Consider the following 23,591-nt stretch of genomic DNA (forward strand, 5'->3'; position numbering starts at 1 on the left):
CCACTCCTACTATTAATTTATTGTGCAATAAATATATACTGATGTGTGATATCATTAAAGATGACCTTATATGTGCCAGCTTTATACAAAATGTTGTGACCACCTGCAGAACCTGTACCATAAGGGAACGCTGAATCGCCCCAATTGTCAGTCCAAGCTCCGTCAGCAGTGAATTTACAACCACCATCAGAAGGAGCATCAGCTTTATAAGTTATAGTTTCTACCCAATCATGGTTTTCTGCACCATCAAAAGTAGATATAGCTTTCATTAAATCAGCAGTTGCACTCCAACTGTTCTCTGATCCAGCGATTGCTATAGAAGTGTATTTTGAAACATCCTTGGTGTACTTCTTGATAGTACAACTGTTATCAGCTGTATTTACAATTATGTCATAGTAACCTGCGTCATCAAATTTAATATTACCTGGATCATCACCACCACTTCTGTATGTAGGTACGTAGGTATCATCTTTCCATTCACCTTTGCAGAAGCCGTAGTTCCAGTCACCGATTGTTTTTAGAATTTTGAATTCTCCACCTGCAGGGAAGTATCCTGTATATTCAATTTTTCCATAACCGGTTTTCTTATCATAAGTTTCACCAGCGATAGCATGCATAGGAATGATGGAACCACCAATATTTGAAGCATCTACATTACTCCATTTACCGTCACCAATACAACCTCCGATCAAGTAATAGATTGCAGGTGCCGCATCTTTTAGTTCGACGTAATATGGGATAACTGTTAAAGTTACAATGTTTGAGTAAACAGAAGAACCTTTGACAGTTGATTTTACTCTGGCATAAACTGTCTGAGTAGCAGGAACAGCATCTGTTGTCCATTTGTTCAACTGTTCAAGAGCTTTAGCAAAAATGGCAGCACCTACATTCTGTTTGCAAATGTTAGACGTTTCACCAACAGTAGCATAGTCGGCAATAGTTTTACCGGTATTGTCTGCTGAAGCTTCATCTACAGACGTAGTCCACTTGTTCGCTGTAGAAATTTCAACTTGGTATTCTGAAGCCAAAGGAAATCCATAATCAGGCTGTGACCATGTAAAGCTCAAACTGTCAGAAGTAGCAAGATTTACATTTGTAGCCGCATAAGACGGCGTGTTTAGTTTGAATGTTGATGGACTTTGCAAAGTCGGGTTCTTGCTTATGTCATCATCGCAGGCAGTGAACATCATCACCAATAGCATCATGAGTCCTGCCAATATATTTAATTTCTTCATAATAATCAATTGTTAATTGTTTGATCAAAGTTATTAATAACCAGGATTCTGAGTTAAGTTTCCGTTCGCAGTGACGTCTGTTGTAGGAATGGCAAATAAGCTATAGTGCTTGTCAATATTTCTACCTGCCAATGTGCCACCCTTCCAAGCCCAGTTGTAGTTAACATCACCGGCATATCTATTGAAACGTATAAGATCCATACGGCGGCGACCTTCGAAATAGAACTCACGGCTCCATTCATCACAGATATCAGAAAGTGAGTAGCCTGCTTTCTGTGCAGCGTGAGCGCGTTCGCGGATTTTGTTTAGGTATATAATACCATCAGCTGTTGCAACTCCGCCATTCTGGCGAGCAGTCGCTTCTGCATATGTAAGATATGCTTCAGCTGCACGCAGCACGAATAAGTCACAGTCTGGGAACTGAGTATCATTTGCTGTCCCGTTTGTTGCATAAAAGTTATTAAATTTACATATCGTGTAACCATCAGTAAATTCCTTTTCCTTTGTATTTTCTAAGTTGCGACCTTTTGACTGTATCAAAGCTCTGTCGTCACCAGCGATAGCTGGCATCTTACATGCTGATACACTAGGTGCATCGTCGTTAGGGAAAAATTTCTCCACCAATTGTTTCTTAGCACGGTTACCAGCCCATCCTGCTGTAGTTCCATTACCTACTGTAGTTTCATCTTTGATGTTCTCTTTACCGTTGTTACTTCCTGCCATCAAGAATAGTGTTGTACCCCAAGATGTGGTCTTCTTGCCGTCCTGAATGATAGAGAATAAACTTTCTACAGAAGCACCATTAGTACCATTGTCACCCATGAACAACTGTTGATAAGCGCTCCAGCCATTCTGCGCTGTTGTATAAAGTTGGAAAGGAGAGTCTATAACCTTCTTTGAATAAGTTGCCGCATCAGCCCAGCGAGCTGTACCTGTGTAAATTTCAGCATTAAGATAAATACGTGAAAGTAGCAACCAATCAGCAGCCTTGTCAACACGTCCATATCCAGATTCTCCTTCTTTTTCTGGTTTAGCATCAGCAAGAGCTGACTCTATATCAAGAAGTTCACTCTCGATCCATTTAAACAAATCTGCACGCTTAATCTGTACTGGTTTATCTGAAGATACCTTTGTAGAGAATGGAACATTTCCCCAACCATCCATCAAAATAGAGTATTGATAAGCGCGAAGGAAACGAGCCTCTGCCGTCTTCTGCGCGTCAACGCTACCATATTCATTTATATATTGGTTACAATATCCAATACCGGCATAAAGACGATAATAGAAACCTTTCAACATTGGGTGAGATGCGTCGTAATTTGACTCGTTGAAGTTTGAAACACCTGCATCACCCCAAGCACAGACGGCTTCATCTGTTGTGAGTTCATATGCATTAAACAACTGGCGAACAAAACCTGTTGTACCACCATCAAGACCGTCAATATCACAGTCACCATTAGCACCGCCGTTACCTGCAACGGCAAGGTTGGCATAGCACTTGTTCAGAAGATTGTCTGAACTAATCTTGTTACCTGTCTGTAAGTTAGGGTCAATAGGTGTAACATCAAGATCAGAAGAACATGATGTCATTCCCATAGCTAACAAAAGAGCTGCAGCAGGTAATATATTTTTTAGATATGTTTTCATTGTTATTTTCTTTAAGAATTAGAAATTCAAGTTCAAACCAAGAATAAATGAGATTGGACGTGGATAAACACTGTTATCAATTCCACCATATACTTCAGGGTCAATACCTGAGTATTTTGTTATTGTGAACACATTTGATGCTGTACCATATACACGTCCACTAAGTCCTTTCCAATCTCCTGTATTGAACAACTTATTGAAACTATAACCAAGAGTAATGTTGTCACATTTCAGGAATGATCCATTCTGTACCCAACGGTCTGATAATGAAGATGTTTCATCATATGTCTGCCAGTTGTATTTCAAGTTTGCTACAGGACGGTTTGTCATGTATGCACTGTTTGTGTAAATAGCTGCAGGACTCAGGTTAGCTGATCCAGCCATAAGGTCGTTGAACACATAGTTTCCTATGCTAGCACGAAGAGTGAAGCCAAAGTCCCAATTCTTATATTCAAAACGAGAAGAGAATCCCATGGTTATAGGAGCAACAGGACTTTTGTGATAATACTTGTCAGCCTCAGTTATCTTACCATCACCATTACGGTCTACAACAACGCCTTCGATAGGGTTGCCATTTTTGTCGTATGCCTGCTGGTAAACATAGAAAGAGTTGGCTGCTGTACCTACGTGTTGTGCCTGACATTGCAAACCTGTTCCTGAAGATATACCACCAGTTGGTACGTTGAAGTTTGGATCATTGCTACTTGCAAGAGCTGTAATTTTATTATAGTTGTATGTGAAGTTATAATCTATAACCCAGTTCCAATCTTTTTTGTCAATAGCAATCCACTTAATAGCAGCCTCAAAACCTGTATTGCTTAGAGAACCGATATTTGAGATGACTTGATTACGGAAGTTTGAACCTGCTGAAACATAAGCCATATTGATAAGGTCGGTTGTATTACGATAGTACCAGTCGAAAGAACCAGTAACTCTCTGATGGAATAAACCCCAGTCAAGACCAGTGTTATAAGTTGTTGTTGTTTCCCACTTCAAGTCAGGATTGTATGCCTTTGGACGAGCAAGATTACCGTTACCCACAGCTCCATAGTAAGAACCGCTTCCTGAGTTCATCTCATATATTGCGAAGTATGGATAGTCTCCTTGGTTGATTTCCTGTTGACCTGTCATACCCCAACCGAGGCGAATTTTCATATCTGAAAGCCATTTAATGTCACGCAATTTATTTTCATCCTTAATTTTCCACATGAAAGCGAAAGAAGGGAAATCGGCGAAGTGTTTCTTAAAACGAGAAGAACCATCACGACGATATGTTGCTGTTACATAGTAACGATCCATGAGGCTCCAGTTTGCACGTCCAAAGTAAGATACCAAATAGTTCTCTGTTTTGAAACGATAATTATCAAGAATACCATCACCGTTATAGTCTACACCTGAATCGGTGTGAATGCTACTCATAGTACCATTCCATGCATCGTTGTAAGACAAGTAACGGCTTGACTCACTGCGCCAGTAACGAGACTCCTCTGCACCTCCCATGATATCGAAATGATTCTTAGCAAGGTCATTGAAGTTGTGAGTATAGAAAGCATAAACGCTACCTTGCATATTGCGCTTTACGATCCTGTCGAAACCATATGAACCGTAATAGAAAGCCAAAGGGCTAGTAGGACTGACGTTAGTGTCTTGTGTGCCTTGTGAAAGGTCAAGACCACCAGTAGCGTGTATATGTAAGTCTTCTAATCCATGAACCTTATAATCAATATCTCCACTAGTAAGAAGGTCACGACTTATTGCATGATCATCTTTTAGATTAAGGATTGCAACAGGGTTCTTTGTTCCCAAAGAATATAATGTCGTAGGATATTTACTATTATTAAGAGCTGTTCCATCAGTCTTCCAAGCAAAGTAACCACCATAGTTGGCTGCATCGGAAGAAGTTGTGTCGTAAACACTTTGTGTCGGGTCAAACCATACTGCAGCATTGATGGCTGAACCATCAGCGTATTTACTCTTTGCCCACATTCCCTTTACGTTTACATTGATTTTCAAATGATCGTCAAGTAATGATGGATTAAGGTTTACAGAAGCTGTGTAGCGCTGGAAATCAGAAGTCTTTAATATACCCTGTTGATTAGTATAGCCCATAGAAACACGGTATGGTACGTAAGCTCCAGCCATACCAGAAACAGTTACATTATGGTCGTGACTCAACGCAGTACGATAAATTTCATCCTGCCAGTTTGTATTAGCCGTACCTAAAGCCTTGTAAGCATCACTGGATGTGCCAAACTTATTTGCAATAAAATCACGATATTGGTCACCGTCCATCACGTCAATAGTCTTTTTTTTCTGACTTACAGTAAAACTACCATTATATGATATAGATGTACCCTTGTGACCCTTCTTGGTTGTAATAATGATTACACCGTTTGAACCACGAGAACCGTAAATCGCAGTTGCTGAAGCATCCTTTAATACGGAGAAAGATTCGATATCTTGTGGGTTTACCATAGAAAGAGGATTGGCAAGTCCCTTGATACCATTGTTATCCATAGCGATACCATCAATAACTATCAATGGGTCGTTAGAAGCATTAAGTGAAGAACCACCACGAACACGGATTGTAGCGCCGCTACCAGGAGTTCCACCACCTGTTGTAATGTTTACACCGGCAACCTTACCTTGCAACATATCCTGAGCATTTACTACAAGACCTTTATTCTTGCTGTCCGGCTGTATCTTAGTTACAGAACCGGTTATGTCTTCCTTTTTTGCGACACCGTAACCGATAACAACTACTTCATTCAAAGTTTTGTTATCATCTTTAAGAGTTATTACTAGATTGTCAGATGCAGTAACCTTTTTAGGTGTCATACCTACATAAGATATCGTAAGTTCGGTACCTTTAGCAACATTGACAGTATAGTTACCATCGAAATCTGTTACACCAACGGCTTTACCGTTTGCAGTAATAGTTGCACCGATGATAGGCTCTCCGGTAGCATCTTTTACTTGCCCCTTAACAGTTCCAGACTGTGCAAAGGCGGTTGCTGAAAGGAATAAACTAGCAGCGATAGCTAGATTCCTTAAAGGCAATTTGAATTTTACCTGCTTCATTATTTACTTTGATTTTTAAGTTAACGTTAATATATTATTTATTGTTTTTTTGTTTTTAGGCAATACCGTAAATATAACAAGTACATCAAGTTATTAGGTTGTCGTTTCATGGTGGCATGGCATAGTTATGTCATGGCTCACGATGCAAAAGTAATTTTCTTAACGATACTTTGTACTTTTTTTGAGTTAAAAACGTTATTTATATTGTGCAAACGTTTGCGCAAACTTTTGCTAATTAAAGATAGTGTAAAAAAACAGCTTTTGAATGATTTGCATATCTTTGCATGAGATACAGCTGCATTCGACAAAACCTTCAAACAAGTTTGATCATTCTGCTCTTTTTTGCAGTGTCTTTGCATAACGTTCGATAATAAATTGTTGCATCCCCCCTAAAGGAGTGCATCATAAAATTTAAGTTAGAACCATGAAAGAATCTACACCTATAACAATGAAAGATATCGCCAGGGAACTTGGAGTTTCCGTGGCTACAGTTTCCCGTGCTCTTAAAGACAGTCCGAGAATAAGTGAAAAGAGACGAGAATTGATAAAGAATTATGCTCACGAGCATAATTTCTATCCCAACTTTATTGCCGAAACTTTGCGCAACAGTCGTGTAAAGCCTGTAAAAATTATAGGAGTAATAGTACCTCAGTTTACGCACTTTTATTTTTCTTCAGTTCTAAGTGGTATAGAGGAAGAGGCTTATGCACGAGGATATCGCATCATGGTTGCGCAAAGCAATGAAAAATATGAGCGAGAGGTAAATATATGTAAGTCATTCTTTGAAAACAAAGTGTGTGGTGTAATAGTTTCGCAAGCTAAAGATACAGCTAAGTATGACCATTTTCAGAGTCTGATAGATCATGGTGTTCCTTTAGTATTTTATGATAGAATATGTACGGGTGTAGATTGTAGTCGAGTTGTTGTTGATGATTATATGGGGGCTTACACAGCCGTGAATCATCTTATTGATACTGGTTGCAAGAGAATTGCATTCTATGGATTTTCAATGAGGCTCGAAATTACCAAGAATAGATATAATGGTTATCGTGACGCATTGCTCAACAACGGATTGCAGCTTGATTCACGTTTCGTAAAGTATTGTGATAATAGGGCTGATGCCGAAGCTATTACTCCCGATATATTGAGCCTTGAAGATCACCCTGATGCTTTCTTTGCTGTTAATGACGATACTGCTATTGGAGTTCTTTATACAGCCAAGCGTATGGGTTTTCATATTCCTGATGATATTAGTATATGTGGATTTACAAATGGGCAGCGTGCAATAGCCTGTGACCCGATGCTAACCACTGTAGAACAGCGTGGTGTTGTTGTTGGTGAGGAGGCTGCCAATATATTAATAGGACAGGTCGAGGGCTTGATACCTTCCGACAAAGTTGAGAAGAGAATCGTGAGGACTAGTCTTATCATACGCGGAACAACAAGATAATGTAACTAATTAATAAAAACATCTCAGTTAGAGAATATAAGATTTAAACTATGAAACAAAAACCTAATATGGGAATCATGGGGCTTTGGAATTTAAGCTTTGGATTCTTTGGCGTACAGATTGCCTATGCTCTTCAGAGTGCTAATATTTCTAGAATCTTTGCCACTCTTGGTGCTGATCCTCATAACCTTAGCTATTTCTGGATACTCCCTCCGTTGATGGGCATCTTGGTCCAGCCTATTGTAGGAACTTTGAGTGATAAGACATGGTGTAGATTTGGTCGTCGCATACCTTACTTATTTATTGGTGCAACAGTTGCAGTATTGGTGATGTGTCTGTTACCTAATGCTGGTTCGCTCGGGTTGTCAGTAGGTGCGGGAATGATTTTCGGACTTATCTCTTTGATGTTTCTTGATACTAATATCAATATGGCAATGCAGCCGTTCAAGATGCTTGTTGGTGATATGGTTAACGAGAAGCAGAAGGCTTTGGCTTATAGTTTACAGAGCTTTTTGTGCAATGCCGGTAGTGTTGTCGGTTTTGTGTTCCCTTTCTTTTTCACAGCTTTGGGTATAGCGAATACTGCTAGTCCTGGAGTTGTCCCGGATTCCGTTATCTGGTCTTTCTATTTAGGTGCAGCCATACTTATCCTTTGTGTAATATATACCACGGTGAAAGTTAAGGAATGGAATCCTAAGGAATATGCTGAATATAATGAAGCTACAGAGGAAACCTCTTCGCATGCCAGTGGTAACTGGATAACTCTTTTGACTAATGCACCTGCTACATTCTGGCGAGTAGGTTTAGTTCAGTTCTTCTGCTGGGCTGCTTTCATGTATATGTGGACTTATACTAATGGCGCTATTGCTGACACCTGTTGGAATGTAAATATGCTTGATCCTCATGCCACGTCTACTGAAGCTTATCAAATAGCAGGTAACTGGGTTGGCGTGTTATATGCTGTTCAGGCTTTAGGCAGTGTTGTCTGGGCGATGTTGCTACCTCAGTTTAAGAATCGTAAATTGGGCTATTCCATAAGTCTTGTTCTTGGTGGTATCGGTTTTGCGCTTATTCCTTTCATCCCTAATCAGTATGTGCAGTTTATTGCATTTATTCTTATAGGTTGTGCATGGGCAGCAATGCTTGCCATGCCATTTACTTTTGTTACAAATGCCTTGCAGGGCTATGGTCACATGGGAGCATACCTTGGACTTTTCAACGGAACAATATGTGTACCTCAGATAATAGCTGCTCTTTTGGGCGGAACAATTCTTTCACTCCTAGGCTCTAATCAGAGTAATATGATGATTTTTGCTGGAGCTTGTCTTGTTGTCGGAGCACTTTGTGTGTTTGCTATTAAGGATAAAGATTAATTATGTCATAATTAGAATCTCCCAATCTATGCTAAGATTGGGAGATTTCCTTTTGCATGCGTGCAAACGATTGCACTATTAAATGGCGAATTTGTGCAAATCCATGAAACCGTCTTAGCTTTAAATTGTTATCTTTACAAAAAATTACTACACACCGTATGAAAATAAGTTTTAATATAGACTATGAGACTGTCTTTGGTGAAGAGATTTTGCTGAATGTTGTCGAAAGAGTCAAAAATGTGAAAGATAAACTTTCCCAATTCAGAATGAACAATGTTCATGGTAAGCATTGGTGGTACGACCTAAATAAGTCTACTTCCTCACAAAATTCAGTCATCGACTATTTCTATAGTGTTGATTGTGATGGAAATGAAAAGCGTCATGAATGGTTCACACAACCTCATCGTCTTGAAATAAGTGCTGATAACGGTAAGTGTTATAAGGTTTTCGATCGTTGGATTGATATCCCTGAGGATTCTTATTTATACAGTTCAGCCTTTACAGAGTGCGTAAATAAGCGTGAACTTTCAACTCCCTTACCTTCTAATTTTTCAAGAACTCTTCGTCTTATCGTTAGAGCTCCGCAGTTACGTGACAATAAAAGTCTTGCGATTGTCGGAAAGGATGCTTCCCTCGGTGCATGGGATGTCTTCAAGGCAATACCAATGTGCGAGCATAATTATAATGAATGGGTTGTAGATATAGATGCTTCAAAATTGAAGTATAATAAACTTGAATTTAAATTTGCTGCTATTGATAACGATGATAATCAGAATACACTTTGGGAAACAGGATTAAATCGTGAAATAAACTTGGTTGATATTGTTGATGGTGATGTTGCTGTTTATTATCTTGATCAAGCTTTCTTTGAGATTTCTGATCTTAAATTAGCTGGAACCCTTGTTCCTGTATTCTCTTTGCGTTCGAATGTAAGTTTCGGTATAGGTGATTTTGGTGATTTGAAAAAAGCAATCGACTGGATAGCTGCTACAAATCAACGTGTGCTTCAGGTCCTACCTATTAACGATACTACGATCACTCATACTTGGACAGACTCATATCCATATAGTTGTATAAGCATCTTTGCTCTCCATCCGCAATATGCCGATCTCACTTTGCTCCCTAAAATAAAGAATGGGCAAAAGTCTTCTGAATTTGAATCTTTACGTATTCAACTCAATTCACTTACACAGATAGACTATGAGAAGGTAAACGATGCCAAGCTAAAATATCTTCAGGAAATATATCTTCAAGAAGGCAAACATATATTCAATAGTGTTGAATTCAAGAAATTCTTTGCTGAAGCCGAATCATGGCTTGTTCCTTATGCACAGTATTGCTGCCTGAGGGATAAATATGGTACAGCAGACTTCTCTAAGTGGAACGGTCATTCTGTGTGGAATGAGAATGAGCGCAAGGCTCTGTCTAAACCTGGAAGTAAGGAATATAAAGAGGTTGAATTCTTCTATTTCGTTCAATATATCCTCAACTCACAGATGGAGTCTGTTCACGAATATGCACGTTCTAAGGGCGTAATCCTCAAGGGTGACATTCCTATCGGTGTAAACCGCAATGGATGTGATGTCTGGATGGAACCAAAATACTTTAATCTTAATGGACAGGCAGGTGCTCCTCCTGATGATTTTTCAGTAAACGGTCAGAATTGGGGATTCCCAACATATAATTGGGATGAGATGATTAAGGACGATTGTGCATGGTGGGTACATAGATTCCAAAACATGAATAAGTTTTTTGATGCCTATCGCATCGACCATGTGCTTGGTTTCTTCCGTATATGGGAAATTCCTGTAGATGCTGTTCATGGACTGCTCGGACAGTTCTCTCCAGCTTTGGGCTTGACTCGCGAGGAAATTGAGGCTTATGGACTGCATTTTAATGAGGAACATTTTACGAAACCATTTATCAGTGATTGGATTCTTGATCGTGTATTCAAGGAACATGCTGGTGAGGTAAAGGATAAATACCTTAACTATTCTCATGATGATATTTGGGTGATGAAACCTGAATATGATACTCAGCGTAAAGTTGAGGCTGCTTTTGAAGGTAAAACTTCGGATACAGACACATGGGTTAGAGATGGACTTTATTCATTGATAAGCAATGTGTTGTTTGTCCGTGATCACAAGGATTATAATAAATTCCATCCTAGAATCAGTGCTCAGTTTGATTTCACTTATGAGGCACTATATGATGGTGATAAGGAGATCTTCAACCGTATATATAATGATTACTTTTATCGCCGTAACAACCAGTTCTGGTATCGTGAGGCAATAAAGAAACTTCCTAAACTCGTTCAGGCAACACGTATGCTTGTGTGCGCTGAGGATTTAGGTATGGTTCCAGACTGTGTGCCTTGGGTGATGAACGAATTGAAGATATTGAGTCTCGAACTACAAAGTATGCCTAAGGATTCTAGTGTAAGATTCGGACATCTCAGTCGCAACCCTTACCGCTCTGTATGCACAATCTCTAGTCACGACATGCCGACGCTTCGTCAGTGGTGGGATGAGGATATTGAGCGCACTCAGGCTTATTATAATTCGATGCTCTATCGTGGTGGTGCGGCTCCGCATCCACTTCCTGGTTGGTTGGCTCGCGACATTATAAGCCGTCATCTCACTTCACCTAGCATACTTTGTGTTTTGTCAATTCAGGATTGGCTGTCAATAGATGAGAAACTTCGACTTGCTGACCAGAATGCTGAGCGCATAAATATTCCAGCTAACCCAAAACATTACTGGCGTTATCGCATGCATGTGAAAATAGAAGACTTAATCAACAACATAGATTTCAAGGAAAATATTACAGAACTAATAAATCAATCAGGACGAAAATAAATAATTACAGCATCTCTATGCTCTTTGATAGGAAAGGAGATGCTTAATAAATTTACCTTTAAAATGAAAAAAATACAACTATTCTTTATCGCTTTGATGTTGCCGATGTTCGCTGCCGCACAGACAATAAAGTCTCCTGACGGCAAAGTGAGCTTAACGTTTTCGCTTACAGGCAATGGTGTGCCTACATATTCGATGACATACAAGAACAAAGCTGTAATCAAACCAAGTCACTTAGGACTTGAACTAGCTAAAAACAAGCATGCCTCTAAAGGCTTTAAGGAGACAGATCTAATGGACGGCTTTACAGTTGCCGACACAAAAAATTCAACATTCGACGAGACTTGGAAACCAGTATGGGGCGAGACTTCAACCATTCGCAATAATTACAATGAGATGGCTGTAACTCTTAATCAGGAATCAAGTAACCGTAATATCATAATTCGTTTCCGTGTTTATGATTATGGTATGGGACTTCGTTATGAGTTTCCACAACAAAAAGACTTGAACTATTTTATAATTAAGGATGAACATACCCAGTTTGCTATGACTGGGGATCATAAGGCTTGGTGGTTACCTGGTGACTATGATACACAGGAATATGAGACAGTTACTTCTAAGCTTTCTCAAATTCGAGGACTAATGAAGTCTGCTGTTACAGAGAACTCTTCTCAGACTACATTCTCACCAACTGGAGTGCAGACTGCTTTACAGATGAAGACCGATGACGGACTCTATATCAACATACACGAGGCTGCATGTGTTGATTATTCTACAATGAGCCTGAACCTAGATGACAAGAATATGGTGTTTGAGTCTTGGCTCACTCCTGATGCCGAAGGTCTGAAGGGATATATGCAGACACCTTGTAAATCTCCTTGGAGAACTGTTATGGTGAGCGATGATGCCCGTGACATGCTTTCTTGCAAGCTCACACTTAATCTTAACGAACCATGTGCCCTTTCTGATGTTTCTTGGATTCATCCAGTAAAGTATTGCGGTGTATGGTGGGAGATGATTGTTGGTAGAAACTCATGGAGTTATACTAATGATTTGCCTTCTGTTCGCCTTGGAGTTACAGATTACTCTAAGTGTAAACCGAACGGAACTCATGGAGCTAATAATACAGAAGTTAAGAAATATATTGATTTCGCTGCAAAGAACGGACTTGACGAGGTCCTTGTAGAAGGTTGGAACGAAGGTTGGGAAGACTGGGCTGGAAACTCTAAGTTTGATGTTTTCGACTTTGTCACTCCTTATCCTGATTTTGATATAAAAATGCTTAATGACTATGCTCATTCAAAGGGCGTGAAATTACTTATGCACCACGAAACTTCTTCATCGGCTATCAACTACGAGCGTCACATGGAAGATGCTTTCAATTTGATGAATAAATATGGATACGACGCAGTGAAGACTGGTTACGTAGGAGATATTATCCCACGTGGTGAACACCATTACGGACAGTTCATGAACAATCATTATCTTTATAATGTCAAGATGGCAGCAAAGCATCATATCATGGTTAATGCCCACGAGGCTACACGTCCTACCGGACTTTGCCGCACGTATCCTAACCTTGTTGGTAACGAGAGTGCAAGAGGTACTGAGTATGAGGCTTTTGGTGGTAGCAATCCAGACCATACTGTTATATTGCCGTTTACTCGTTTGCAAGGTGGTCCAATGGATTATACTCCTGGTATCTTCGAAACTCAGTTGAAGACTTGGTCCAAAAATACTTCTTATGTGCATACCACATTGTGTGGTCAGCTAGCTTTATATCTTGTAATGTACAGTCCGTTGCAGATGGCTGCAGACCTTCCTGAACATTATGAGAAGTATGATGATGCTTTCCAGTTTATACGTGATGTTGCGGCAGACTGGTCAGAAAGCAAGTATCTTGAGGCTGAACCTGGCGATTATATCACAGTAGCGCGTAAGGCTAAGGGTACAGATAATTGGTTTATCGGTGGTAAATGTGACGAGAATGGTCATAAGAGTACCATCAAACTTGATTTCCTTGAAAAGGGAAAGAAGTATGCTTGCACTTTATATGCTGATGCAAAGAATGCTGACTATGAGAAGAATCCAAAGGCTTATGTCATCACAAAGAAAACGGTTAAGAAAGGTGACGTACTGAAGATTGATGAGGCACGTGGTGGCGGATTTGCAGTAAGCGTTATTAAGCTTTAATGTTTATATTATGAATATAAAATCCTTATATATGGCAGCATTGTCAGCTTTGCTATTTCAGTTTGCTCAAGCACAGGATGTCTTTAATGAGATGTCTTACAGTCCTGAGCAGACTGTTTTTAGTCTGAACTCACCTGATAAGGGTGTTGTTCGCATATACGACAGTGGTATTTCAGGCAAGTTGCTCAAGACCATAAGGATGAAGAGCGACGGTGCTGATAAGTGGAAAGCAATTGTAAAAGGCAATCTCAAGGGAAAGTTCTATACGTTTGATATTGGCAATGGAGAGACTCCTGGCGTTTTTGCAAAGGCAGTTGGAGTTAATGGCAGACGTGGAGCAATCCTTAACATGTTTGAGACAAATCCTGATAACTGGGATGCTGATGTGCGACCGTTGATAAAGTCGCCTGCCGATCTTGTTATCTATGAAATGCATTGGCGTGATTATTCTATTGATGCGTCTTCTGGGATAATCAATAAGGGTAAGTTTCTTTCTTTAACCGAACCGAGAGCGATTGAACATCTTAAACAATTGGGTATTAATGCTGTTCATGTTTTGCCTTCTTTTGATTATGCATCTGTTGACGAGACACACCTTGACAGCGCACAGTATAATTGGGGGTATGATCCTGTTAATTTCAATGTTCCTGATGGTGGATATTCCACAGATCCTTATTCTCCGGTAAAGCGCATCAATGAGTTTAAACGCATGGTGCAGGCTTTGCATAAAGCAGGTATAAGGGTTATCCTTGATGTTGTGTATAATCATACGTTCGATCTCAAAAACAGCAACTTCGAGAAGACGTATCCTGGATATTACTATCGCTATAATGCTGACGGAACCCCGTCAAACGGTTCTGGATGTGGAAATGAAACGGCTTCTGAAAAGCATCTCATGCGCAGCTTCATGCTTGAGAGTGTAAAATATTGGATTAACGAATATCATATTGATGGTTTCCGTTTCGATCTCATGGGGGTACATGACATTGAAACGATGAACGAGATACGTGCAGAGGTAAATAGCATAGATCCTACAATCTTTATATATGGAGAAGGATGGAGTGCCGGTAATTGTGCATATCCCGTAGAGAAACGTGCTGTAAAGGCAAACATATTAGAGATGCCTGGAGTGGCTGCTTTCAGCGATGACATGCGCGATGCTCTTCGTGGTCCTTTTAACGACGATCATAAAGGTGCGTTTCTTGCAGGCAATGCCGGTGAGGAAGAAAGTCTAAAGTTTGGTATCGTTGGTGGTATCATGCATCCAGAGGTAGACATGCAGAAGGTAAACTATGACAAGAAACCTTGGGCTTTGCAGCCAACCCAGCAGATTAGTTATGTGAGTTGTCATGATGATATGTGTCTCGTTGATCGTATAAAGACTTCGGTTTCTAATATTGATACCGATCAGATTATACGTCTTGACGAGTTAGCTCAGACGGCGGTGTTCCTCTCTCAGGGTGTACCGTTTATGCTTAGTGGTGAAGAAATGCTGCGCGACAAGAAAGGTGTGCATAATTCTTTCAATTCACCCGATAGTATAAATAGTATTGACTGGAATAATATGGATAAGTATCCACAGGTGTTTGAATATTATAAGAACTTGATACAGCTTAGGAAGAATCATCCTGCTTTTCGCCTCGGTGATGCTGATTTGGTGAGAGCCAAACTTAATTTTCTTCCTGTTCAGCCATGTATGGTAGGTTTTATATTAAAAGACAATGCTGGTGGTGACGAGTGGAAAAATATCATCGTACTGTTCAATGGTAATAATTCTCCCTGTGACGTTGAGGTTCCTCAGGGTGAGTATACCGTTGTCGGTTGTGATGGAGTGATTAATGAAAATGGATTAGGACAGCTTGCTGGCGGCAAAGTTACCGTAGATGCACAGTCTGCCTTGATAATGTATAATAAATAAATACCAATGAAGCAATTTATATTCAGTATCAGTTTATTATTGTCTGCAATGACAATGAATGGTGCAGTAAAGGTTAATAAGGTCGAACCTGCAAACTGGTTTGTCGGGATGAAAAATCCTTCCCTTCAGTTAATGGTTTATGGTAAGGATATTAAGAATGCCGATGTAAAGGTTGACTACAATGGAGTAAAGGTAGACAGTGTGGTGCGTCTTGATTCACCAAACTATCTCTTAGTTTATCTTAATGTTGGTGAGGCAAAGGCTGGTGAGATGCCTTTGAAATTTATCAACGGAAAGTCTTCTTTTACAATGAAGTATCAGTTGAAGAATAGGGCAATGGAAGGTGATAAGCGTCATGGCTTCTCTAATTCAGATGTGCTTTATATGCTCATGCCAGACCGTTTTGCTTCTGGTAAAAATATAACGAAGCCTTTGAAAGGGATGAATAAGTATGTTGTAGACCGTTCTATGCCTAGTCTTCGTCATGGTGGCGATATAGCTGGAATACGCCAACATCTTGATTATTTCAATCAATTGGGAGTTACAGCTTTGTGGTTCACTCCTGTTTTGGAAAACAACTCTCCTGATAATAATGGTTTCAGCACTTATCATGGTTATGCTACAACTGATTATTATCGTGTAGATCCACGCTTCGGAACAAATGATGAGTATAAGGCTCTCATTGATGATGCCCATAAGCATGGACTGAAAGTCGTAATGGATATGATTTTCAATCATTGTGGATTTGAGCATCCTTGGATTGCCGATATTCCTTCTGCCGACTGGTTCAATACATCAGACTGGCTAAAGGAGAAAAAACTTGATGGTCGCAATCCTATGACCGGTTTCGGTGCAAAGGACGGTAAGTCAAAATATTTCCAGACAAGCTATAAGCTCACTCCGGTATTAGATCCTTATGCAAGCAAAATTGATTTGCACGAAACTGTTGATGGTTGGTTTGTTCCAAGTATGCCTGACCTTAATCAGCATAATCCGCATGTCATCAAATATCTTATCCAAAACAGTGAATGGTGGATAGAAACTGTTGGTATTGATGGAATCCGAATGGATACATACCCTTATGCCGACAGAAAAGCGATGTCTTTGTGGATGAAGACTATTGACAATGAATATCCGAATTTCAACACTGTTGGTGAAACTTGGGTAACGGAACCAGCTTATACAGCTGCATGGCAGAAAGATTCAAAGTTGTCTGATGTCAACAGTTATCTCAAGACAGTTATGGATTTCAGTTTCTACGACAAGATAAATAAGGCGAAAAATGAAGAAACTGATGATTGGTGGAATGGACTTAACCGAATTTATAATAGTTTCTGTTATGATTATCTCTATGAGAATCCTTCCAATGTAATGGCATTCATTGAAAATCACGATACTGATCGCTTCCTTGGTAATGGTAAAGACACGCTTGCTCTTAAACAGGCGCTATCAATATTACTTACAGTGAACCGTACTCCTCAACTATATTATGGAACAGAGGTGCTTATGAACGGTACAAAGGAAAAAACTGATGGTAATGTGAGAAAAGATTTCCCTGGAGGTTTTGCCGGAGATTCTCATAATGCTTTTACAGCAGAGGGTAGGAGTGAGGCAGAAAATGCAATGTTTAATTGGGTTAGTAGACTGCTACATTGGCGTCAGAACAATGAAGTAATCACCAAGGGTAAGCAGATACAGTTCGTTCCTTTCAAAGGTGTTTATGTCATTGCCCGCCAATATGGAGATAAGACAGTTCTTACAATTCTTAATGGAACAACTAAGGAAGTTTTAATGCCTGTTTCTAGATATGCTGAGGTTATTGGCAGTAATGTTTCTGCCAAGGATGTCATCACTGGAAACAGTGTTGATATTTCAAAAGATATAAAATTACAGCCTCGCCAATCAATGATTATTGAGTTTTAGTTTAGCAGTGGCATTTATATAATAAAGTCTTAACTCCTTGATATTATTATTTAGGAGTTAAGACTTTATTCATTAATATATCTTTGATGTATTTCTTTAGATATTTACAAATTGCAGAAAAAATCAACCTCCTGCAAAATTCTTTAAAACAGACTATGAATCAGAATGCTATTGAGTAATTAAATCAAATTCAGCATAACCGATATTATCATTATTCTCAATATTCTTCACTGCTTGAAACTTAACATAACGTGCATTGATTGCCGCAAATGTTTTGGTTTGTCTAAGTGGGTTGTTCTTGATATTAGAGAACTCTCCCTGACTTACTAATTTCCAATTAATGTTATCCGTTGAAACATAAAAGCGATAGGCATTGATTATTCCCGGACCCCATAGGGTTGGATCTGGAAGATACCTGAAACCACTTACATTTAGGTTCGCTCCTAAATCTATTACTATATCGGCTGGAAGTTTGGTGCCTTTGGGCTGATGCCATGATGATGAAGGATCGCCGTCTAGTATATTTATAGCTTTGGCATCGGTAGTACTTATTATCTTCCAACTGGTACGTGGCAAATCAAACTTTTCGGTACATACAGGGCTGCTCTTACCTGATTTGACATCGTAAGCTATGGCCTTGACTTCTATCTTGCCTGATGTATTGAACGGTTTAGTATACTTATGCGATCTCACGGTTGGTAATGTGCCGTCTGTAGTATAATAGATACCCGATTCTTTATCGGCGGGAATGATTATAACTTTTCCGTCTTTGGCTCGGATTATTGACGGTTGGGTCAGTATCTGAGGTGCATCGTATATGCCTATGTTTGAGATGACAGGACAACACTTTGAGTCGGTTATTGTGATACGTACTTTTGATGCCTTTACAGACGGGAAACATAGTATTCTCTTATATCCTATTGTTGTGGCATCAGCTATTTTATGCCATTTTCCTTGTGTGAAAGCATCTATGGTGAACGACTTTACGCGCTGACCAAGGCGACTGTACTCCTGTATCATAAAACGATTGAAGGTGGTGGACATACCTAAGTCTATAGTGAGTGATGCTCTAGTTACACTATCGTCTGTTGCCCAATATGTGTCTTTATTATTATCAATGACATTAGCTGCAGCGAACTTTTTGCTATTGGCGCGTGTATTTGAGGCTGTAGCTTTCTTACCGATAGCAAGATTATATCTGAAGGTTTCGCTGACCTCCTGGGCGAACTCTTTGCCGGCCTTGGCGTCGCTTGGATGTATAAGACCTTGTGTGTCGATTGGAAAATTGAGCAGCAACGTGCCATTGCGACCTACTGAAGTATAGTAGATATCCATAAGTTGGGATAATGATTTTACCTTAGTGTCTTCGCTTGGATGGTAGAACCATTCTGGGCGGATAGAGGTGTTAACCTCCGCCGGTACCCACGAGTCTCCATTCTCCACACCATAGTGCAACATCGCATAAGGTGTATCGCCTTTAGCATTCATTGTGCTCCAGTTGGTTTCGCCTACATTACCGGCTTCGGTACCTACCCAACGTACATCTGCACGATCGCCTCCATCATTCCAGATGATTATATTAGGTTGCAAACTCCTTATCAACTTGTATGTATTCTGCCAATCATAATATGTCTTTGGATCTATCTTACGTTCTTCCCGAGCACCTCCATAATATCCGGTACCTCCATTGGCACCATCAAACCATATCTCGAAGATATCGCCATAGTTGGTAAGAAGTTCTGTAAGCTGATTTCTGAAATATTTAATATACTCTGGTTTACCGTAATCAGGGCTATTTCTATCCCACGGAGAAAGATATATGCCTAATTTCAGGCCATACTCCTTGCAGGCATCCGACAATTCTCGTACAATATCACCCTTGCCGTTTTTCCATGGACAGTTTTTTATAGAATAATTAGTATACTTTGATGGCCACAGACAGAAGCCGCTATGATGTTTGGCGGTAATGATGATGCCTTTCATACCCGACTCTTTGCATACTCTGACCCATTGGCGGCAATCTAATTTGGTAGGATTGAATATATGGGGATCTTCATCGCCATTGCCCCACCACTGATCTGTATATGTGTTTACAGAGAAATGTACAAAGGCATATCTCTCCATCTCCTGCCATTTCAATTGATTATCACTTGGAGTTGGTCCACAAGGTTTAGGTGCTGTCTGTGCCGAAGCAAATACAAACATAAATACCGAAAATAATAACACAAATGTTCGTTTCATATTAATATATTGTTTTTATACTCAGAAGGTAATACATTAAATATTTACCTTATAATATTATCAAGAACTTTTCTACCATTACTATTCTGTTCCTATCCACATGTTTCCACATATGTCGTCTTATTCTAATTCTATAAATTCAGGTTCAAATGGTTCCAACTGTATAGTATTGTCATAATGTCGACCAGACAAAAGACCTTTGGCTTTAGTGGGTATCATTATTAGCTTCTTTTCATTGCTAGTATTCAGATATAGAATATGCTTATTATCAATATAGCGAGCCATTACTCCTTTTGGTACTTCAGGTCCTTTCTTTATAGAAAGTTCTTTAATTAAATCATCAAATAGAAGATCTAATATCCCAGTATTAGCAGGAAGCCCTATATAAAATGCCAGACCTTTTCCATATTTATTGCAAGTTACTATAGGATAATCTTTGTCAAGGCTGGTTAGATTTGCCAATACTTTTGCACCTTTAGTATATATCACATCAAATCTTGATGATTCTGTATCAAGAAATTGCCCTTTATAATTTATTTCGAGTTTCTTTCCTGTATATGATTTACGTGAAAGTTCATTCAAGGCTTCGGTTTCTTCGTAATTCGCTACTCTTATGCCAAAAACATCACTTAACCTTCCTGGACGTGTTGACGAAAAGACTTTACCTGTTTCATCTACTATCGCCGAATTGCTTGTCATTACTACAGTTCCGCCATCACTCACATATTTTCTGATTTTATCTGCTGTAACCGAATCCATAACAGTTAATCCGGGAACAAATAAAAGTTTATAATTAAGATTACTCTTGCTGATATCTACAATACGTGAGTCCAAATTTCTATAATAACATAAGTTAAAACATGACTGCAACTGACTTTGGTGCTGTTCAGGAAAAGAAGCACTCGCTATCTGACTAGGGAATGAAAATGCCATGCCTACTTCTGGTTTCAGCTTATATGGGAAGAACTTCGATATTTTCTTAAACTCTGATGCTATTTGTTTATATTCGTCATACTTGCGATTTGGAATGCCATCCCAATCAAGCATTCCTTCAAGATATTGTTCTTCTCCACCATGCATACTCTGCCATGTCCAACCACAAACCGTCTGATTTCCGTACATCAATGTAGCATAAGCCGATTTGCGTATTGAGCCGGGAACTGCATTCATAGTAGTAAATTCAGAGCACCAGAAAGGATTATTACTTTCAAACTGAATGCGTGATATACCAAACAAAGCATCCATTAACCCCCAATTAGAAGTGAGTGAAGATCCTGGATAAAAGCCACAACCCTCACGTGTCATCTTGCCAGAATAGGCTATATCAGCATAGTCAATATATTTTAACGGACTATAATACCATGCATTTGTATTGAGCAATGCTTTTGGTGCATTTCTGTTGACGACTTCAATTACTTTAAATAATATTCCGTTAACTTCATCAGATATGAATCTTCTGAAGTCTAGAATCCTTTCGGGAGCTCCAATTATTGAACCGGAAACAGGTAGTCCTATTTCTTCAAAGTTACCAATTCGCCGTGACCACCTTTGTCCAGCCCATGCGGCATTAAGTTTGTCTACTGATATATATTTGTTTTGCAGCCACGAGATAAACCGTTGCCTTACAGTCTCTGAATATGAAATAGGTCCATCTCCAGATTCATTATCAATTCCGAATGCTAATAATGCCGGATGATTAGCATATCTTCTTGATATTTCATTAGCGAAACGAAGTGCGTATTTTTGATACATTGGATCACCGACATCTTCCATATATCTATGATTAGGATACATACGGTATCCATTAGCATCTACTACATCTATGCTAGGATACTTATGATGTAGCCATATTGGCGCAGGACGAATTGCGATATCCAATATAACCTTTATCCCGGCTTTATTCATCATGTCCATTACACTATCAAACCAACCGAAATCAAAGTTCCCTTCTGTAGGTTCGTAACTGTCCCATGCAAGATGCCCCATACGCACAACCTTAAAACCGGCATCCTTCATTAAGGATATATCTTTTTTTATCTTTTCTAAGTTTTTATCATCATGTGGATGATAGTTTGTTCCAACATACAAATTCTGTGCACTAATTCTTGTGCAGAAAATAAAAGCAATTATAAATACTATTATCTTATTTGTAAAGACAGACAAACAGATAAATAAAGGAACAATAAACCTATTTTTCATTGCTATTAAATTATTAGTTGCATTTATGACTATTGTAGCCAATGTTATTCAGCGAGACAAAGATAATAAAAAATATAATTACATGTCTCCTTTATAATCAAAATCTTCGAAGTCTATAAATGCTTTTGAGCTAGTAGATGCATATATGGCATACTAGGTAGTCTTTTATTATCTTATACGAAATATTTTATATATATTATGTTCGTGCGCGTGCGCGCACTTGTAGTTTTTGGAAATTCCAAGCGTCTAAGTGTCTAATCCTTGACACTCAGATATATAGACTGTCTTTTCTCAATATCCATGCGTCGTTCAAACTGCGGAGAATTATTGAGCAACAAAAAACCGCTTTTTTTCATGATTACTGAATTTTTATATGAAAAAGCCACTTTTTTTGCAGTATAGAATCAGCTCCAAATTCGTGCGATTTTGCGTTTCTATATAGAAACGCATGAATTTCCGTCATTTNCCTGACATTTACTGTTGCATAAAAAACGTCCTAACAGCCTGATATACAGTGGCCAGACACTTCGACGCTTTTTATTTTTCAAACCCTATGTAGGGGATTACCTTGATAAACGGTACTTCCTCCCTTAAAATAACATCACGTTTGCAGTCGAAAAAACGAATTTCACGAGATGCTATTTGCGTTTCTACGATGTAACGTTTCCAATCCTACGATCAAACGTCTGCGTTACATCGATCTAAAGTTTGCGTTGTATCGATCTAAAGTTTCCATTTCTATATAGAAACGTTTCCGTCTTCATACTAGACCATTTTTTTTTGTCATTGTAAAGTCAACTGATTTGTTTCATGATTTTGCGTTCCGTCGTAGAAGCATTGCTATTTACGTAGCTTGAACATAGTCCACCTAGCTTGAATGCTGCAAAAGAGTGATGTAAATAGCTTGATAACAATAGTTTACAGTATTTATGTAGCTGCGTAGCTGAATTAAATGAATCTGCAGAGGGTGTGCTCTCTACGTTCACCTAATTCGGCATTCATTAATATCCCATAAATACTTTCTTTATATATATAATAATGTGTCTATATTTTGAACCTGGTGTTTCTGTCAATAAAACGGAAATAATGAAATATAAATGAAACTTTTTTCTAAAAAGATTTGGAAGTTCCAATAAAAACCTATACTTTTGCANTCGCTTTTNAGAACAACGGTTTTTAATAAAGCAAAAGAAACATCGTGCAAACGAAAACAGAATGAAATTTATTTCTTATGTTGAGTGCAGCCGGTGTTCTTCGAAAGAAGAAAGAGTTCTTTGAAAAGATTTACATAGACAGAAAAGTAGTACAAGAAGCGAGTGCTGAGATTTATTTCGGTACTCGGGTAAAAAGAAACAAACCGTCATCGGATTCAAATCCGATTTCGAAAAAACTAGGTTTTAGACTACAATAATTTAGGAGATTCGTTCTGAACAGATTACAGACATTCTAGAAATAGAATATATAATATTTTAC

11 protein-coding genes are annotated in these 23,591 nt (G+C 39.0%); 6 read left to right on the plus strand and 5 right to left on the minus strand.

Translation table 11 applies throughout. The features are described from left to right. Window positions 1-17: 17 nt before the first annotated feature. The 3 genes from B045_RS0111500 to B045_RS0111510 are packed head-to-tail and all read right to left on the minus strand — an operon-like array spanning window position 18 to window position 5,963. Window positions 18-1,235 carry a SusE domain-containing protein gene (locus tag B045_RS0111500; RefSeq protein WP_018464410.1) on the minus strand — a complete coding sequence of 406 codons (1,218 nt, stop codon included), beginning with the start codon at window positions 1,233-1,235 and terminating at the stop codon, window positions 18-20. A gap of 33 nt (window positions 1,236-1,268) precedes the next feature. Next, the gene (locus tag B045_RS0111505; protein ID WP_018464411.1) at window positions 1,269-2,882 is read right to left on the minus strand and encodes a RagB/SusD family nutrient uptake outer membrane protein; all 1,614 of its coding nucleotides are present in this window, start codon (window positions 2,880-2,882) and stop codon (window positions 1,269-1,271) included. An 18-nt stretch (window positions 2,883-2,900) separates the two neighbouring features. After that, a complete protein-coding gene (locus B045_RS0111510; protein ID WP_018464412.1) occupies window positions 2,901-5,963 on the minus strand; it encodes a SusC/RagA family TonB-linked outer membrane protein in 3,063 nt (1,020 codons plus the stop codon). Between the two features lie 424 nt (window positions 5,964-6,387). Here B045_RS0111510 and B045_RS0111515 point away from each other — a divergent pair, with 424 nt between their 5' ends. From B045_RS0111515 to B045_RS0111540, 6 genes are all read left to right on the plus strand, one after another. Further along, entirely contained in the window at window positions 6,388-7,413 is a 1,026-nt protein-coding gene (locus tag B045_RS0111515) for a LacI family DNA-binding transcriptional regulator (RefSeq protein ID WP_018464413.1), read from the plus strand. Between the two features lie 50 nt (window positions 7,414-7,463). Then, a complete protein-coding gene (locus tag B045_RS0111520; protein ID WP_018464414.1) occupies window positions 7,464-8,786 on the plus strand; it encodes an MFS transporter in 1,323 nt (440 codons plus the stop codon). 158 nt (window positions 8,787-8,944) lie between these two features. Then, on the plus strand, window positions 8,945-11,644 hold the full coding sequence (locus B045_RS0111525) for a 4-alpha-glucanotransferase (protein ID WP_018464415.1): 2,700 nt from the start codon (window positions 8,945-8,947) through the stop codon (window positions 11,642-11,644). Between the two features lie 63 nt (window positions 11,645-11,707). Then, a complete protein-coding gene (locus tag B045_RS0111530; RefSeq protein ID WP_018464416.1) occupies window positions 11,708-13,837 on the plus strand; it encodes a glycoside hydrolase family 97 protein in 2,130 nt (709 codons plus the stop codon). A 10-nt stretch (window positions 13,838-13,847) separates the two neighbouring features. After that, the gene (gene pulA / locus B045_RS0111535) at window positions 13,848-15,755 is read left to right on the plus strand and encodes a type I pullulanase (protein ID WP_018464417.1); all 1,908 of its coding nucleotides are present in this window, start codon (window positions 13,848-13,850) and stop codon (window positions 15,753-15,755) included. Between the two features lie 6 nt (window positions 15,756-15,761). Then, window positions 15,762-17,678 (plus strand): glycoside hydrolase family 13 protein, encoded by a 1,917-nt coding sequence (locus tag B045_RS0111540; RefSeq protein WP_018464418.1) that lies wholly within the window; start codon window positions 15,762-15,764, stop codon window positions 17,676-17,678. Between the two features lie 168 nt (window positions 17,679-17,846). On the opposite strand, the gene B045_RS0111545 is transcribed toward B045_RS0111540, so the two are convergent. Next, window positions 17,847-19,919, minus strand: a complete 2,073-nt coding sequence (locus B045_RS0111545; RefSeq protein WP_044067795.1) for an alpha-L-fucosidase — start codon at window positions 19,917-19,919, stop codon at window positions 17,847-17,849. A gap of 120 nt (window positions 19,920-20,039) precedes the next feature. Further along, window positions 20,040-22,118, minus strand: coding sequence for a beta-galactosidase (locus B045_RS0111550; RefSeq protein ID WP_081618634.1), 2,079 nt, complete (start codon window positions 22,116-22,118; stop codon window positions 20,040-20,042). Window positions 22,119-23,591 lie beyond the last annotated feature (1,473 nt).

This window comes from Segatella paludivivens DSM 17968 = JCM 13650 (assembly GCF_000373185.1).
Lineage (GTDB): Bacteria > Bacteroidota > Bacteroidia > Bacteroidales > Bacteroidaceae > Prevotella > Prevotella paludivivens.